A 17,126-nucleotide genomic window follows, 5' to 3' on the forward strand; every position below is an offset into this window, starting at 1 on the left:
TTCAAAACCCCAAGGAATAGAGGATTCGGGGGAAGTAATGACTAAAAAATCAGATGCATTTGTTTCAAAAATAAAGGAAGGGTATCCATCACAAGGTGCACTTTATCTCGGTTCTGGGATGTTTGATGGAGAGACATTTAAGGAAGCAAGTGTTTCCATCCCCCTCTCCACTCTCAATCGGCACGGACTCATCGCCGGTGCCACAGGAACCGGTAAAACCAAAACTTTACAACTTTTAACAGAAGGATTATCTGCATCAGGTGTTCCCGTAGTCCTTATGGACATCAAAGGAGACCTTTCAGGCCTTGCCGAGTCCGGTGAAGAAAATGATAAAATCAAAGAAAGAACGAAGGCTCTTGGAATCGATTGGAAACCTTCCTCCTTTCCAGTAGAATTTTTGTCCCTATCCAAAGAACCTGGGGTTCGCCTTCGGGCTACCATTGCCGAATTTGGTCCCGTCCTCATCTCTCGCATTTTAGAATTAAATGATACTCAAAGCAGTGTGGTTTCCCTTGTTTTCAAATACTGTGATGATTTAGGGCTTCCGATTCTCGATACAAAAGATTTTAAAAAAGCCCTCCAATACATCAATGATGAAGGAAAAGAAGAATTAGAAAAAGAATATGGAACTGTTTCTTCACAAAGTATTTCCATTATTTTACGAAAGCTAATCGAACTAGAAGGCCAAGGAGGAGAAGATTTTTTTGGGGAACCATCCTTTGATGTAAATGATCTTTTGCACACAGAATCAAAAAAAGGAAATGTGTCTATCATTCGCCTAACAGATATCCAAACTAAACCTCGTCTCTTCTCTACTTTTATGTTATCTCTTCTCACAGAAATATATGCGACCTTTCCAGAAGAAGGAGATTTAGAAAAACCGAAACTTGTTTTGTTTATTGATGAAGCGCATTTAGTGTTTGATGAAGCATCGAATGACTTACTCAAACAATTGGAAACAATGGTACGACTCATACGTTCCAAAGGTGTGGGTATAATCTTTTGTACCCAGTCTCCCACAGACCTTCCTAAAGAAATTTTAGGACAGCTTGGTCTCAAAATCCAACATGCACTCAGGGCATTCACAGCAAACGACCGCAAGGCGATCAAAACCGCATCTGAAAATTATCCCGAAACAGAATTTTATGATACCAAGGAAGTCATCACCACACTGGGAATAGGTGAGGCTTTTATTACGGCCCTTAGCCCAAAAGGAAGTCCAACCCCCCTAGTCCATACCCTACTTGCTCCACCTGCATCACGAATGGGAACTTTGAATTCGGACGAACTGGAATCAAAAATTAAAAAATCAGATCTTGTTAAAAAATACGAAACCACTCTGGATCGGGAAAGTGCTCACGAAATGCTTTCCAAAAAAATGGAAACCATCGCCGAAGAAACCGAAGCTGCCGAAGAAGAATCAGGCGAGAAAAGAACCAAATCCAAACGAGCCAAAGAAAAAGAAGACCCTAGTTTTGTGGAAACCCTTTCCAAAAACCCACTTGCCCGGGAAGTGGGCCGAACCGTTGCCAAAGAGGTCACAAGGGGGCTTCTGGGAATGCTTGGGGTCACACCCAAACGAGGCTCTAAACGCAAAAAAACAGGACTTTTCGGCTTCTAGATTCAAATTAGCACTCTTTGATTGAAAGTGCTTGACGGTTCTTTCGACCAATCATTTTATGGTTCTTGAGTTTAGCACTCTTTTCGAATTGTTGCTAAACTCGGAATCATTAGTAGATTGCATACAAGGAGTTACTCATGGCATCAATCAAACCTTTAGGCGACCGAGTGGTCGTAGAGCCAAAGAATGAGTCGGAAGAAAAAATCGGATCCATCATCGTACCGGACACAGCGAAAGAAAAACCACAAGAAGGGAAAGTCATCGCTGTTGGACAAGGTCGTTATGAAGACGGAAAACTCGTTCCTTTAGAAGTAAAGGTAGGAGATACAGTTCTCTACGGAAAATATTCTGGAACAGAGATCAAACAAGGCGGACGTGATCTACTCATCATCCGTGAAAGCGACATCCTCGGTGTTGTGACAAACTAATTATAGAAGGAAATAATCAATCATGGCTAAAACAATTGAATTTGATGAAACAGCGCGCAGAAAACTTCTTAGCGGAGTCAACAAACTCGCTAACGCAGTAAAGGTGACTCTTGGACCAAAAGGTCGTAACGTAGTCATCGATAAAAAATTTGGATCTCCTACCATCACGAAAGACGGTGTTACTGTTGCAAAAGAAATCGAACTAGAAGACGCAATCGAAAACATGGGCGCTCAAATGGTGAAGGAAGTTTCTACAAAAACTAACGACATCGCAGGTGACGGAACAACAACTGCAACCATCCTTGCACAAGCCATCATCAACGAAGGTTTGAAAAACGTAACTGCGGGTGCAAACCCAATGGCACTCAAACACGGAATTGACAAAGCAGTACTTTCCGCTGTAGAAGAAATCAAAAAACATGCTATTAAAATCAATAGCAAAGCAGAATATGCAAATGTTGCAACTATCTCTGCAAACAATGATCCAGAAATTGGTAACCTAATTGCTCAAGCTTTTGACAAAGTAGGTAAAGAAGGTGTGATCACTGTTGATGAAGCAAAATCAATTGAAACCACTCTTGATATCGTAGAAGGTATGCAATTTGATCGTGGATACGTATCACCTTATATGGTAACTGATCCAGAAGCAATGATCGCAACTTTTAACGATCCATTCATCTTAATTTACGACAAAAAAATTGCTTCGATGAAAGACCTTCTTCCTGTGCTCGAAAAAATTGCGCAAGCGGGAAGACCTCTTGTCATCATCGCAGAAGAAGTGGAAGGGGAAGCTCTTGCTACAATCGTTGTGAACACACTTCGTAAAACCATCCAATGTGTGGCTGTAAAAGCTCCTGGTTTTGGTGATAGAAGAAAAGCAATGCTCGAAGACATCGCAATCCTCACTGGTGGACAAGTAATTTCTGAAGACCTCGGAATGAAATTGGAAAACGCTGATGTGAAGATGCTTGGTCGCGCTAAAAAAGTGGTAGTGGACAAAGAAAACACAACCATCATCGAAGGTGCTGGTGCTTCTAAAGATATCCAAGGCCGCGTGAACCAAATCAAAAAACAAATCGAAGACACAACTTCTGATTACGATCGTGAAAAACTCCAAGAACGCCTTGCAAAACTTGCTGGTGGTGTGGCTGTGATCCACGTTGGTGCTGCAACTGAAGTAGAAATGAAAGAGAAAAAAGCTCGTGTAGAAGATGCTCTTTCTGCAACTCGTGCTGCTGTGGAAGAAGGAATCGTTCCTGGTGGTGGACTTACACTGCTTCGTGCACAAGATGCTGTAAAAGCTCTTAAACTAAGTGGTGACGAACAAACTGGTGCGAACATCATCTTACGTGCATTAGAAGAACCTATCCGTATGATCACTTCCAATGCTGGTCTTGAAGGATCTGTCATTGTAGAACAAGCTCGTGGAAAAAAAGGAAACGAAGGATTCAACGCACTGACTATGGTTTGGGAAGACTTAATCAAAGCCGGCGTGGTTGATCCAGCGAAAGTGGTTCGTTCTGCACTTCAAAACGCAGCTTCCATTGGCGCAATGATCCTCACAACTGAAGTAACCATTACTGACAAACCAGAACCGAAAGATGCAGGTGCTGGTATGGCCGGAATGGGAGGAATGGGTGGTATGGGAGGAATGGGCGGCATGATGTAAATCATCCCCTATTCTCTTCTGAACAATCTGTTCATTAAAAAAGCCTAAGTGGAATTCCGCTTAGGCTTTTTTTGTATAAAATCCAAAAGATTGAAATCGATTATATTACAATCCTTTGTATTTACCTTGCATGATTTGTTGGATTTGTTCTGGGAGTGCTAAGGACTTTTCTGCTTCTGAACTTAAAGGAGTAGATAAACTTTTCGTTTCTCCTAGAGAAAAATCAGAACAAGGGCTACTTGGCATAGAAGGCATTTTCTTAATGGCTCGAACCCAAGAACAAGCCATTTTTTGATAACCAGCGGAACTTGGATGGACTCCATCAAATGAATAATCTGATGAAGATGTAAGTGCATCATACATATCTACAATCACAATTTGATTTGGAAAACCAATTACTGTTTTTGTCAATTGGTTCGAAATCCATTGGTTATACTTTTCAACCATTGGATTCAAAACGGAATAATCTTTACAAGTTGTGCAGGTGGAAGCCGGTTTCATGAATCTTACAATTTGCGCCACGTAAATGGTTGTAGCGGGATTTTGATTGATTAAGTTCATTACAATGTTTGTTAAGTTAACTGTTGCCGAGCTTACGGGCTGCCCTTGGATCAAATCGTTTGTTCCCGCATGTACTAAAGTGATGTCAGCTATACTCGGTAAAGCTGCAATAGGTGCAAGTTGATCGGTTCGAAATCCTGGATAACCATCATGCGACATGGAATTCGTGCTCCATTGAATTGCGTTTGATCCTCCACACTGATAGCCAATCGTTCCAAAAACAAACTGATTGGCAGGCTGTAGGGCCAAAGCGGTCATCCATGCTCGGTATCCCCCTCCCCATTCTTGCACTGCGCAGGGCGAACACGTCTGAATGTGACCACCATTATTAATTGTTGTCATACAAAAACCAGGTATTCCATAACACTGAACAAATCCGTACCCAAATGTAATCGAATCACCAAACTGACGAATGATGGGATAATTGGCAGAAGATAGTTTAGAGGGTGTTGGTTCTGCTGAAATGTGGGTTTGCCTAGACAAACCAAATAGAATAAACCCGAATAACAAAATTATTGGGAAGGAACGAAAAAAGCGGTTTTTCATTGTTTCTCCATCAGGTGATAGCAAACCATCAAAATAATCGCATACACCGAATTAGTTTTTGGTATTGTTAGATGATAATTTCCAAGTCAGCAAGTATTATTTTTCAATAAAAACAGAAAATAATGATTCAAATCGTATTTCCTTCTCACCATTTAACAAACTATAATTGGATAATATTGAGGGTTAAGACTTTCTAAATTTGGAATTTTTTAAAATTTAGCATAAGATTTTAAATCATTATGTTTTTACATGCAGATGAATGATGGTAATGTCATCATGTGGAGCACCTGACAAACCCGTGAAATAATGAAAATTTTCGAGTAAACTCCCCATGGGATCTATTGATTGTTTGGCGATTGTTTCTAAAAAAGAATTGGCAAGACGTTTTTCGCCGTATTCCAACCTATCTGCATTTTCTTCTTCCGTTAGACCATCTGTATAAAATAAAAACTGATCTCCAATTTTAAATGAATATTCCTCTTCCACATAAGTCAGACCGGGTAAAATACCAAGAGGTTTTCCCTTTGGTTTGATTTCGACAAGTTCTTTTGATTCAGCCTTCCAGTGAAAAAAAGATGGATGGCCGGCACTCGAAACCATAAACTTCCTCGATTCCAAATCAATATGAAAATAAGTGGCGGTTGTGAATCGGCCAAAAGATTTTTTCACCAAATCCTCGTTCATTGCCGAAAGCAAAAAGGAAGGGTTCGACCAATGTTTGTAATGTTGAAAAAAAGCAAACTTGGAAAGAGAAGCAATGATAGAAGCACCGAGACCATGCCCCACTACATCAGCAATTAGGATTCCAAATTTTCTACCACCTAATGCCTGAAAGTCGTAAAAGTCTCCACCTACCTCATGGGATGGTTGGTAGTGGACAGAAATTTCCATTTGATCCCAATGGGGAGCTGAAGGAGGAAGGATGGCACTTTGAATTCTTGCTGCGGTGACAATTTCTCTTTGTAGAGTTCCGTACTTTACTTCCGAATTGCGAAATAAATTTTCACCATAAAGAGTAAGAGAAATCACAAAAATAAAAAATCCCCAATGGGAAGCTCTCGGGACAGTATCCAAAATTCCAAGGGAAGATAAAATATCGTGTGCATTTAGGACAAACAGAGCCGATGCACCAATCACAAGTAAAATGGCTTTTGGTTTTCTTGCAACAACTTGCCCCCAAGCCACAATGATTTGGATGACAAGGGTTGGCAAACACAACCATACAAATGTTAAAATTCCTACGGACATCGAAATAGTATCCGTAAATGCTAAAGTTAGGATCACAATTGAAAACAAAACATGAAACTGCCACATCATTCTAATGACGTTCCAACGACCAGACCCAACCAACTTCTCAAAAAAATACAAACAACTGATGGGAATTAAAAACAAGGTAAGGATAAAAATGATAAAACTAGGATGAATCGAATCGTAATAAAAAAGGCCAAAAAATCCAGACTGAGATAAAAAATGAATTCCCGATATGGACGAAAACCAAGTGAAAGCCAATAATTGTTTTTTCCTTCTCCTTTCAAAAAGGTAAAAAGAAAAAAGACCCAAAATCAAAAAGAAAAAACCAAGAGAGGCAAATGACTGCGTCCTATTAGCAATTGCTTTGTAGTGGTCAGTGGGATCACCAAACAAAGGAGGTTCGGAAAAACCAATCGGCAAAATTCCATCTGAAAAAAATACAATGTAAATGTAATTTCCCAAACATTCGTTTGGCAAAGATAAAATAGGGATAAAACTTCGATTGTAAACAATCATATCCTGGGTAGTCGACGAATCTGAAGATGGAACACGAAAAAACTCGGTTTCTAACTTGGTCTCTCCACAATACGCATCAAAAAAAGTAACAAGACCACGCAATAACAGCGCCGGTTCTTCATACCCAAAACGATCGCGGTAACGTATCCGAGCTGAAAGATATTTTGGCATTGGTTTTTCCAGACTAATGTAAGGAATAGAATATGGCTGGTATTTGATTGAAAGGTCTTCAATGGCTGGGCGAAAGACAACTAACTCCTCTTTTGTGAGAAATCGAAATTCCCATTCATGGGACCATTTTAGAGATTGATAAGGAAGAAATGAATCAAAACAAGATACAGTGCAAAAAACAGGAAATAGAAAAATGAAGATTCGTTTTACATAGGATCGTTCCATTCTGATTTTTCTTTCTCCAATTTCTTTTTTAGGGCCTTGCGGTATTTGTTTTGTTTTTTCTTACGAAGTTTTTGAATAGAGGATTCGGACTTTGAAGGTTCCAATTCTCTCTCTAATTCTAAACATAACAAATCTCTCGCTTTATAACGATTGAGACCTTGGGTTCTATAGACGGAACATTTGATTTGTTTACCTGTAGGTTTATGAACCAAATGCACTGCCGTGGAAACTTTATTTACGTTTTGCCCACCCTTACCACCAGACTGAATGAATCGTTCGCTTAGATCTTTTTCAGAAATTCCTAGTACTTCCATCCGTCTCTGTAGTGATAAATTTTTTTCAACAGAAACGGGAAAGGTTAAGGGCATTTGACGATAGACTTTAGATAGAATTGGTCAAGAAATTTTTTTCCTAAGGAGTTAAGGAGTAGTAGATTCTATTTCTAAAATGCGTTTTCGCAAATCAGAAGCAGTTTCATAATTTTCAATTTGAATGGCGTTAAACTTTTGTATGTATAATCCCACTAGTTCATCTCCCATCTTTCCAGGAACAGATAATGCTTTTTTAAAGTTATCTATGTCAAGGGTGGGATGGTTGTTATGGAAGTAATCAACGATACGTTCCATCTTAAGCCTAGTAGCTTCCCTAGCAATTCCAGAAGTGTTTCGAAATTCCAAAGAGAGACTTGCTAGAGTTTCTAATGGTTCACTGACTTGGTCTAAATGTTCAGTGAGACTTGCGGTTTGCGTTTTCTTTTCTTTGGCCTTACAAAATTCCACATAACGCATGACCATCGAGTTGAACTGCTCCATCCGCTCTTGGATGTATTGATTGGCCAACTCTTTGTTTTCAGGCATCTGAAAGTCTGGGAGTTGTACGACATCATAAAGATGGATATTGTCTGCAAGGATTTTCATTAGTTCCTCTTTGGAGGGTAAACCCACGGGAGGAAAGGTGACCACCGGGTAGTTATCACCAATCTTTAGAAAACTGACAACCACATTCGATGCTATGATTTTACCACCAGGTGCAATCGGATTTTCACCGAATACATGGCAGTATGCGATCAAGTTACCGGTAGGGTTTGGTTTGGAACCGCGTTCAAAATTCATAGTGTATCTTTTAGACTAAGAAAAAGCTCTGAAGAAACAAGTGATTTTTAATCTTCCCACTGGGCGATTTGATTTTCCAAGTTTTTTGCAATGCGGAAATAAGCCTCTTTTAAAGGAGAATCCCCTGCCTCTAGGAGAGCAGGTTTTCCTGACTCACCAGAACTCATGACGTCCAACGTCAAAGGAACTGAGCCGAGTTCCGGTACACCCACTTGTTTGGAGAGTTTTTCCCCTCCACCTTTCGAAAAAACATCCGTTACATGGCCACATTTTGGGCAAGCAAACCCAGACATATTTTCCACAATTCCGAGAATTGGTACTTTTACTTGTTTAAACATGGCTGCAGCACGCCCTGCATCAAGAACTGCCACTTCTTGCGGAGTTGTCACAATCACTGCCCCGTCCAAATCAATGAGTTGGGCAAGTGAAAGTTGAACATCTCCTGTTCCTGGAGGTAAGTCGATGAAAAGATAATCTAACTCTCCCCAAACAACATCGTATAAGAACTGTTCAATGGCTTTTCCAAGCATTGGTCCGCGCCAAACCACTGGTTGGTCTTCTGTCACAAGGAAAGAAAAAGATATGAGTTTGATTCCATGTTTTTCAATCGGATAAATTTTATCTTCTTCAGATTTTAAAGCAACACGACCATTGATTCCAAACATTTTTCCAAGAGAAGGTCCATAAATATCAGCATCAAGAATTCCCACCTTCTTTCCGTTTCGCGCTAATGTGGAAGCAAGGTTTGCAGTGACAGTTGATTTTCCGACACCACCTTTTCCTGATCCGACAGCGATGACTTTTTTAACACCGATGATCCGATTTCCATCTTCCATCTTTAGGTTTTGGTCTACTTCAAATTTGATTTTGACCTTACCCGCTCCTTCGATTTTGGAGATGAGCTGTCTTGTTTGTGCCTCGAGTCCGATTTGTAATCGTCTATCCGCATTTGGCGTTTTGATTAAAATTTCAATTCCATCATCTGTCGGTGTTACTGATGCAACCATCCCCAAACTTACGATGTCTTTTTTTAACTCAGGGTGTTTTACCTGCATGAGTTGTCTCTGGATGGATGTTAAATCAACTTTTGAATTTGCCATGGTTTGTCCTTTAAATGACTCCTTCCGATTCTTCATAAAAAATTGGATTGGTCTCAATGAATTTGTCTTCTGAATAAATGAAACGACGGTATGAAATAGACTTTCCCATATCAATCAAATGAAATCCACATTCGTGATTCCTATCGGAAAGTCTCGTGCTGGATGCTGAATTGACGATGGGAAAAGAGGCACCAGGTCCAGGAAGTTTGACCCAATTGGTATGTGTATGTCCATGCAAATATAACTCAGGTGGACTCACTTTTAGTTTAGCAACCACTTCTGTTCGGTTTGTCATTTGGTGTGCTTTGGATTCGATTTCCGTTTTAGGATTCCAAAGTGGATGGTGACAAACAAGAACATAAGGTTCTCTAACCAAAAACGATGTTTTTTCAATCACTTCTGGGGCAACATAACCATTGGCCGTGATTCTAGGGATGGCATAATTGGAGTCCCAACCAATAAAAAGTTTTCCCCCAATTTTTTTGGATCGAATGTACAATTTTGGATCGAGAGGGGTTCCCATCCACTCGCTAAATGTTTTTTCAAATAATGGATTTGGACCAATGGCTCGTTTTTGGTAACGATCATGGTTTCCTGGAATTAAAAACGTTTTGTCCGTAAGAAGAGGACGTAAAATTTCTTTAGCGTTTTCGAACTCACCTGGATGAGAAACATTTGTCAAATCGCCAGAAATGACGAGTGCATCATATTCTAATTTACTAATGGCCTCAATCATTGCCGAAACCAAGACAAGTGGATGTTTTGATTTTCGTCTCAACCGATAGCTGAGATAACCGACGATTGCCTTTCCACGAAGAGAAAACAAAGGAAGTTTCTTCGGGAAATGTAAGTCGGAAATATGTAGGATTTTCATTCGTTAATATCCATGATTCCGAGGATATCTCCTTTTTTCACTACCGATCCTTCTTCCTTTATGATTTTTTTTAAGGTCCCAGAATAGGGTGATTCTACAGGAAAGGCCGCTTTGTCGGTGACGAGTTCGATCATTTCGTCCCCTTTTGACACGGAATCACCAACACTCCGGAGCCAACGAACCAATTCGATCTTTTCTGTATCACCCAAATCTGGAGTTTTTAAAAGGAATTCTTTCATGGACACAAACCTTTGTCACGGAATTGAAAACTGGTTTACAAAACCATGTTTTCCCGTTTTTTTAACATAAAAGTTTAGCGAACCTCAATGGGAAACGAGAAAATCAAATATAAAGGCACTGAAATCATCGAAAACTTGGACCAATTGATTCAAAAGGACTATTTCCATTTTGAACTAAAAGGACTCACCAAGTCAACAAGAGATATCGTCAATGAAGTAGTTCAAGGAATCTTAAACCGAGTTGGTGCAAATCCACTCACTTCATTTCATTTGTTTAGCGGTCTAATGGAAGCCCTATTGAATGCTGTAAAAGCAAACACACGTTTTGTGATATTTCAAGATGAACTTTTGAATAAACTTACAGCACAGGGACAAACTCCAGAAGAAGAAGCGGAAGAATTACTCGACATCATTTTAGAAACAGAACCACTTCGGGATGCAATGCAACGTTATATTGTTCCCGATAAAATCAAAAAAGTGGTTCAAAAGATTCTAACTTTATCGGACAAAAAAAGATCAAAAAAACACAACCTCTCCATCGACGAAAAAGAATTCTTAAACATAGTTAGAGAAAAAGTAAAAAAATATGATCTTAAAATTTCAATGAAAATTGAAATCAGGCCTACTTCTGTTTACATTCGAATCAGAAATGATTCCCCCATTATGGGTATGGATCTAAATCGAATTCGTAAAAGTAGAGAAAGACATGCGGAACTTGCAAAACAAGGCAACTCTGCAGAATTTTTCAGGCCAGACTTTTTGGATGAAAAAGAAAGTGCCGGGTTTGGGATAGCAATGATAGATGAAGGTTTTTATAACTTAGGTCTTGATCCATTGGATTGTTTTGATATCCAAACCAGTAAAAAAACAACTACGGTTTACCTCAACTATCCGTTAGAGGCTCTCCAAAAGATGGAGTTTTGATACAGGTTTCAGAAATCACTTGGGAATCTTTTGAAAAAGAATACCGAAAAATTGGAGGTTTTCTTTTTGAAGATTCCAGTTCCGAACCGGGTTATACCCTTTGCGATTGGTATTTTGATTTACAAGAGGAAGTAGAAATCCTCTACGCAAAGACAGAACCAGTCGCAGAAACAATAGAAAACAACTTATCCAAGTTAGACGATCTTAGAGAAAAAGGTTTTTATCCATGTGGTGCCTTTTTTTTCGAACTTGGATACTTTTTTATCGAAGGTTTGGATCTAAACCATTCTCCTCTTCCAGAAGGGACACCTCTCCTCCAGTATTCCATTTACAAACAAAAAAAAAGAATCAAGTATCCAAATCCCTCACCTCCCCACTTTGGGAAAACGGAATTAAAAAATAGTAATGTCTTATGGGATAAAGAAACTTATAAGTTACGCTTCGAAAAAACAAGAGAAGCGCTTTTACTTGGTGAAAGTTACGAATTAAATTTATGTTTTTCAGTTTCCCTTTCAATCGAAGGAGATTTGTTTTTATACTACCAATCTTTAAAGGCAAAACAAAAAACCAGTTACTCTGTTTATTATCCTTTTTTTCATACAAGGACTTTATCCTTATCGCCGGAATTGTTTTTTGAAATCAAAGGTAACCAAATCCAAACAGAACCAATGAAAGGAACCAACCTTCGAGGTTTCACATCAAAACAAGACGAAGAAAACAAAACCATCCTACAATCCTCTGCTAAAGAAAGAGCGGAAAATGTAATGATTACCGATTTGTATCGAAATGATTTAGGAAGAATCGCAAAACAAGGAACAGTCCAAGTAACAGATCTTTTTTTAGTGAAAGGTCTGGAAACAGTTTGGCAAATGGTTTCCAAAGTAGAAGCCAAATTAAAAAATCCCTTTGCCTGGTTTCCCGTCCTAAAGGCTCTTTTTCCTTCTGGATCTGTGATTGGAGCTCCCAAAAAAAGATCCTTTGAACTTGTAAGAGAATTGGAAAATACAAATAGAGGATTGTACACGGGATCATTATTCGTTTCAGAAATGTTAGATGGATTTCCTTGGATTCGATCCAATGTTTCCATTAGAACCTTACATCTCAAAAAAGACGAGAATCTATGGAAAGGAAACTATGGAGTGGGAAGCGGAATTACAGTTCTTTCCGATGCCGAGGCTGAATACAACGAATGCCTAGCAAAATTAAAATTTATCACAAACCCAAACACTTCCAGTTTTGAAATATTGGAAACTTTACGATTTAGAAAGGGACATTATTTTTTATTAAATTTGCACCTAGAAAGAATGAAACGAACTGCAAATCGATTTGGTTATCCCTTTTCAAAACAAAAAGCAAAAGCCACTTTAAAAACTCTCACCGATGGTTCCAATGATACCTTGCGCATTCGTTTATTACTCGGAGAACGTGGTGAATTTCATGGAGAAACATTCTCATTTTTTAAACAAAAAAAAAGACCCACCATTCGACTAGGTCTTGCTAGTCGCCCAATCGATTCAAAAAATCTATTTTTGTACCACAAAACAACGAACCGTTCGTTTTATCATGAGATGTTAGAAGACTGCAAAACCAAATCCATTGATGATTGTATTCTGTTTGATCAGGAAAACCGAATTCTAGAAACCAATCTTCGCAATCTTTTCTTGAGAAAGGGCAAGGATTGGTTTACCCCCTCACTCGAAACAGGAGGTCTTCCTGGTGTGTTTCGAGAAGCAATCATCAGAAAGGGATGGGTAAAAGAAACCGTTCTTTACAAATCAGACTTAGAAAAAGCGGATGAAATCCTCGTTGGAAATTCCCTACGCGGTTTTGAAAGAGTAGATCTGGTTCTTTAACAAGTAAAAGTTAAAGACAATTTAAAGAGGCAAATTGTGAACTTGCCCTTCATTTGACTTACAGAATAAACCGGCTTAAGTCCTTATCTTCAATGATTCCTTTTAATTTTGAAGACACATAACTTTCATTAATGACTACTTGTTTTTGATTTTCTGGTAAATCCGGTGCATCAAAACTAGTATCTTCCAGAAGTTTTTCCATAATGGTATTGAGTCTTCTTGCACCAATGTTCTCATTTTTTTCATTCATTTGAAAGGCCAATTTGGCAATTTCTGCAATCCCATCGGTTGTGTATTCAATCTTCACGCCTTCTGTGGCAAGAAGAGCTTCATATTGTTTGGTGAGAGATGACTTAGGTGTGGTAAGGATTTTAATAAAATCAGATTCGGTGAGAGTTTCCAGTTCCACACGAATCGGAAATCTTCCCTGAAGTTCAGGAATAAGGTCTGAGGGTTTCGTCATATGAAAGGCACCAGCCGCAATAAAAAGAATGTGATCTGTTTTGATCGGTCCAATCTTTGTATTCACAGTGGATCCTTCGACTATCGGAAGTAAGTCTCTTTGTACTCCTTCCCGGGACACGTCGGCACCTTGCCTTCCTTCGCGACCGGCAATTTTATCGATCTCATCTAAAAAGATAATCCCCATCTCTTCCACACGACGTACGGCTTCTGATTGGATTTTGTCTGCATCGATTAGTTTTTCTGCTTCCGATTCGGTAAGGAGTTTCCCAGCATCAATTATTTTTACTTTTCGTTTGCCGGTTTTTTTCGGCATCAAATCACCGAGTAAACTTTGCAACTGGTTGTCCATGTCTTCCATATTACCGGCACCAAACACTTGCAACATGGGCATACCGGTTGTTTGACTGGGTTTTGGAATATCGATTTCGATTTCTTGTTCGTTTAAGATTCCTTTGCGAAGTTTCTCCCTAAACTTTTCTCTGGATTCTTTATAACTAGTCTGCCTTTCTTTTTCTTCTGGATTTAGATCTTCTTCTTTTTTATGGAAGATGGGAGGTAAAATGGCATCGAGAATTATTTCTTCTGCTTTTTCAACGGCTTTGTCTTTCACACGGTCACGAAATTCGGCTTTCACCAAATTTAACGCACCCATTGCGAGATCACGGATCATTGATTCTACGTCACGACCAACATAACCCACTTCCGTATACTTTGTGGCTTCTACTTTCAGAAAGGGTGCACCACATAACTTAGACAGACGACGAGCTATTTCCGTTTTCCCCACACCTGTAGGTCCGATCATGATGATGTTTTTTGGATAAATTTCTTCTTTAAGAGATTCGTCAAGTTTACGGCGTCTAGAACGATTTCTAAGGGCAACCGCAACAGCTCGTTTTGCTTTGGTTTGCCCAATGATATGTTCATCTAACTTTTCTACAATTTGACGAGGAGTTAATTCCTCAGCAGGGTTTGGAGAACCCGCAACTTCTGCAAGAATGGTTGGGTATGTCATTTTATAATTCCTCAATCACCAAATTATGGTTTGTGTATATACAAATATCAGCAGTGATCTGCATTGCTTTTGTAATGATGTCTTTTGGATCCATATCCGTGTTTTGAACAAGAGCACGAGCTGCCGAGAGAGCAAAATTTCCGCCAGAGCCAATGGCAAGCACTCCATCATCGGGTGAAATGACATCTCCTGTTCCTGAAATTAAAAAAGATTCATTGGCATCACAAACAATGAGTAGTGCTTCCAACCTTCGAAGCATCCGGTCCATCCTCCACTCACGAGCAAGCTCCACAGCGGCACGAGAGACAGATCCACCATGTTCGATTAATTTTTTTTCAAAAAGTTCAAAAAGAGTAAAAGCATCGGCAGCACTTCCTGCAAATCCCGCAATCACCTTACCGTTGTAAAGTCTTCGGACTTTTTTGGCAGTATGTTTCATCACGGTATTTCCCATGGATACCTGACCGTCTCCCCCTACGGCAATTTTACCGTTTTTTCGAACAGAAAGGATGGTCGTCGCATGAATTGTTTCCATACGGATAAACTTACAAATCAAGGATAGTTGTCGAGAAAAATGGAGGTTACTTTCTTTTGATTAGAACCATTTGGTTCCCTACTTCAAAAGATTGGTCGAGAAAATAATAGTCGGTGAGTTCTTTGATCATAAAAAGTCCAATCCCATGTTCACGGTAATCACTCAGATCAAAACTACGAAGTTCGCCTGGCTCTACTTTTTTTCCATAATCTCTCAACCGAATTTCTACGCGGTCTTTATCAAATTGAAATTCTATAAAAATGGGTTTTCCAGTGTTTCCAGAATAGGCATGGCGGATGATATTGACAATGGCTTCCCCAATCACCAGTTTTAAATCCATGGAATCAAAAAGAGAAAATCCATGTTCTAAACAAAGGTTAAAAAAATAATTACGTGTATGAGAAACAAAACGGGGGTTGGAGGGGATTTGGATACGGACTACTTTTCCGTAGTCCGTAGGTTTCTTTTGGTTCGACATTATCCTCTCGGATGGAATTTCTTATGAACTTCCTTCAGAGTTTTATTTGCCATATGAGTGTAAATTTGAGTCGTAGAAATATCGATATGACCCAAAAGTTCCTGAACCGATTTGAGATCTGCATGGTTCTCAAGAAGGTGGGTAGCAAAAGAGTGGCGAAGAGTGTGTGGTGTTACTTTTTTCTTTATTTTTGTGCGTTTGATATAATGATTCAAAAGTCTCCAAACCGACTTACGGTTGATATACGAACCTTTTTTAGAAACAAACACAAATTCACAAGTTCTTTTTTTCAAAATTTCTGTACGACTTTCCGTCAGATACTTTTTCAAAATTTCCAAAGACTTTTCACCGAAAGGAACGAGACGTTGGCGTCCCCCTTTTCCTTCTACAGTGATCGTCATGTTTTCCATATCGATATCGGTCATTTTTAAGTTACATGCTTCCGAAATCCGCAACCCGGAAGAATATAAAAGTTCAAAGATACATTTGTCACGAAGTTCGTACAAATTGTCCTCTTTGATATTTCGAAAAAGTTCATCAATTTCGGTTTGAGTTAAATAATCTGGGATTGTTCTTGCAACTTCAGGAGTTTCAATTTTTTCAGTTGGATTGGAATCCAATCTTTTTTCATCGCGGAGATACTTGTAAAACTGTCTGATTGCCACCACTTCGCGAGCCAGTGTTTTTGCGGAGATTTTTCGTTCTCTTTCTTCTTCTAGAAAACGCATAATGTCGTTTGCTTTTACTTCTAAGAAGTTGATATGTTCTTTTTCCAAGAAGATCGCAAACTTATTGAGATCGTATCCGTAGGAATAAATCGAATTATCGCTCAGTCCTTTTTCTACGGACAGGTACTCTTGGAATGTTTGTAAAAGCTGATTTTGAGAAACTGGCAATTTGGAACCCATCTTTACTCTCTTATGTTACTTAAAGAGTCGGACAAAAAGCTTAAAGAGACTTATTATTTTTTTTGCCACAAATGGCTATGTCAGGAAAAAAGGAGATGTGGTTCATAGAAACTCCCTTATTTTTTTACTCACGTTTGGACTATTGTTAGTCGTTAATTGCGGCCGAAAGGAACGGTCCCTTTTCGAAGAGGGAAAAAAATGGGAAATGGTAGGAGAGAAAACCAAAGCCCTCTACTACTACGAACTGTCTCTCCGTGAAAATCCAGAATATGACCCCGTTCTGAAACGAATGGGACTCCTTCTTGCAGAAAGCAATCAGTCCATTGCCACAGCCATTTTTTATTTGGAAAAATATCACAAACAAAAAAAGGACGACACGGAAGTACAACGTGAACTCTTCCGGCTTTATCTTACCACAGGATATGAAAAAGAAGCATTGGAAATTTTGGAAGAAATTCGTTTCCAAGGAAAAAAAGAAACTTTGGAATTTTTCGAAACCACTTACCTTTGCCTCACCAGAGGATTCAAACAAAAGGACTATCTTCTGACTTTAGAAAAAAGCCCTCTTGCAGGGGACCCCTACTATGCGCCGTGGGTCCGGGCTTGTGAAACAAAATAAACAGGAATCCTGGAAATCC

The 17,126-nt window shown here is 39.2% G+C and carries 17 protein-coding genes; 6 read left to right on the forward strand and 11 right to left on the reverse strand.

What is annotated here, in order from left to right:
• The first annotated feature begins 37 nt into the window (after nt 1-37).
• From CLV96_RS16530 to groL, 3 genes are all read left to right on the forward strand, one after another.
• On the forward strand, nt 38-1,621 hold the full coding sequence (locus CLV96_RS16530) for a helicase HerA-like domain-containing protein (RefSeq protein ID WP_040917041.1): 1,584 nt from the start codon (nt 38-40) through the stop codon (nt 1,619-1,621).
• A 137-nt stretch (nt 1,622-1,758) separates the two neighbouring features.
• On the forward strand, nt 1,759-2,049 hold the full coding sequence (gene groES / locus CLV96_RS16535; protein WP_004784852.1) for a co-chaperone GroES: 291 nt from the start codon (nt 1,759-1,761) through the stop codon (nt 2,047-2,049).
• A gap of 22 nt (nt 2,050-2,071) precedes the next feature.
• Nucleotides 2,072-3,718, forward strand: coding sequence for a chaperonin GroEL (gene groL, locus CLV96_RS16540; RefSeq protein ID WP_004787679.1), 1,647 nt, complete (start codon nt 2,072-2,074; stop codon nt 3,716-3,718).
• A gap of 105 nt (nt 3,719-3,823) precedes the next feature.
• Here the strand turns inward: groL and CLV96_RS16545 are convergent, their stop codons facing one another.
• From CLV96_RS16545 to CLV96_RS16575, 7 genes are all read right to left on the reverse strand, one after another.
• Entirely contained in the window at nt 3,824-4,825 is a 1,002-nt protein-coding gene (locus CLV96_RS16545; protein ID WP_004785338.1) for a GDSL-type esterase/lipase family protein, read from the reverse strand.
• 237 nt (nt 4,826-5,062) lie between these two features.
• Nucleotides 5,063-6,988 carry a PP2C family protein-serine/threonine phosphatase gene (locus CLV96_RS16550; protein ID WP_004784321.1) on the reverse strand — a complete coding sequence of 642 codons (1,926 nt, stop codon included), beginning with the start codon at nt 6,986-6,988 and terminating at the stop codon, nt 5,063-5,065.
• Nucleotides 6,970-7,356, reverse strand: a complete 387-nt coding sequence (locus tag CLV96_RS16555) for a peptide chain release factor family protein (protein WP_040917042.1) — start codon at nt 7,354-7,356, stop codon at nt 6,970-6,972. The genes CLV96_RS16550 and CLV96_RS16555 overlap by 19 nt, the downstream gene beginning before the upstream one ends.
• Before the next feature lie 51 nt (nt 7,357-7,407).
• Nucleotides 7,408-8,100 (reverse strand): hypothetical protein, encoded by a 693-nt coding sequence (locus CLV96_RS16560; protein WP_004786894.1) that lies wholly within the window; start codon nt 8,098-8,100, stop codon nt 7,408-7,410.
• A gap of 47 nt (nt 8,101-8,147) precedes the next feature.
• Nucleotides 8,148-9,200 carry an Mrp/NBP35 family ATP-binding protein gene (locus CLV96_RS16565; RefSeq protein WP_004785435.1) on the reverse strand — a complete coding sequence of 351 codons (1,053 nt, stop codon included), beginning with the start codon at nt 9,198-9,200 and terminating at the stop codon, nt 8,148-8,150.
• A 10-nt stretch (nt 9,201-9,210) separates the two neighbouring features.
• A complete protein-coding gene (locus tag CLV96_RS16570; protein WP_004784259.1) occupies nt 9,211-10,074 on the reverse strand; it encodes a metallophosphoesterase family protein in 864 nt (287 codons plus the stop codon).
• Complete coding sequence (locus CLV96_RS16575) at nt 10,071-10,313, reverse strand: lipoyl domain-containing protein (RefSeq protein WP_004787002.1); 243 nt, start codon at nt 10,311-10,313, stop codon at nt 10,071-10,073. Before CLV96_RS16575 ends, CLV96_RS16570 begins: the two co-directional genes overlap by 4 nt.
• Before the next feature lie 87 nt (nt 10,314-10,400).
• On the opposite strand from CLV96_RS16575, the gene CLV96_RS16580 reads away from it, so the two are divergent.
• Together CLV96_RS16580 and CLV96_RS16585 are read left to right on the forward strand one after the other, a co-directional pair.
• Nucleotides 10,401-11,237 (forward strand): hypothetical protein, encoded by an 837-nt coding sequence (locus CLV96_RS16580; RefSeq protein ID WP_004786376.1) that lies wholly within the window; start codon nt 10,401-10,403, stop codon nt 11,235-11,237.
• Nucleotides 11,234-13,090, forward strand: coding sequence for a chorismate-binding protein (locus tag CLV96_RS16585; RefSeq protein WP_004785414.1), 1,857 nt, complete (start codon nt 11,234-11,236; stop codon nt 13,088-13,090). The genes CLV96_RS16580 and CLV96_RS16585 overlap by 4 nt, the downstream gene beginning before the upstream one ends.
• 58 nt (nt 13,091-13,148) lie before the next feature.
• On the opposite strand, the gene hslU is transcribed toward CLV96_RS16585, so the two are convergent.
• Genes hslU through xerD form a run of 4 tightly spaced genes read right to left on the reverse strand, consistent with a single transcriptional unit; the run spans nt 13,149 to nt 16,488 of the window.
• Complete coding sequence (hslU, locus tag CLV96_RS16590) at nt 13,149-14,567, reverse strand: ATP-dependent protease ATPase subunit HslU (RefSeq protein WP_004784624.1); 1,419 nt, start codon at nt 14,565-14,567, stop codon at nt 13,149-13,151.
• A 1-nt stretch (nt 14,568) separates the two neighbouring features.
• On the reverse strand, nt 14,569-15,102 hold the full coding sequence (hslV, locus tag CLV96_RS16595) for an ATP-dependent protease subunit HslV (RefSeq protein ID WP_004784850.1): 534 nt from the start codon (nt 15,100-15,102) through the stop codon (nt 14,569-14,571).
• 46 nt (nt 15,103-15,148) lie between these two features.
• On the reverse strand, nt 15,149-15,580 hold the full coding sequence (locus tag CLV96_RS16600; RefSeq protein WP_004787643.1) for an ATP-binding protein: 432 nt from the start codon (nt 15,578-15,580) through the stop codon (nt 15,149-15,151).
• Entirely contained in the window at nt 15,580-16,488 is a 909-nt protein-coding gene (xerD, locus tag CLV96_RS16605) for a site-specific tyrosine recombinase XerD (protein WP_004787041.1), read from the reverse strand. Before xerD ends, CLV96_RS16600 begins: the two co-directional genes overlap by 1 nt.
• A 97-nt stretch (nt 16,489-16,585) precedes the next feature.
• On the opposite strand from xerD, the gene CLV96_RS16610 reads away from it, so the two are divergent.
• Nucleotides 16,586-17,107, forward strand: coding sequence for a tetratricopeptide repeat protein (locus tag CLV96_RS16610; protein WP_035982824.1), 522 nt, complete (start codon nt 16,586-16,588; stop codon nt 17,105-17,107).
• Nucleotides 17,108-17,126: the final 19 nt, after the last annotated feature.

It is taken from the genome of Leptospira meyeri, assembly GCF_004368965.1.
Taxonomy (GTDB): domain Bacteria; phylum Spirochaetota; class Leptospiria; order Leptospirales; family Leptospiraceae; genus Leptospira_A; species Leptospira_A meyeri.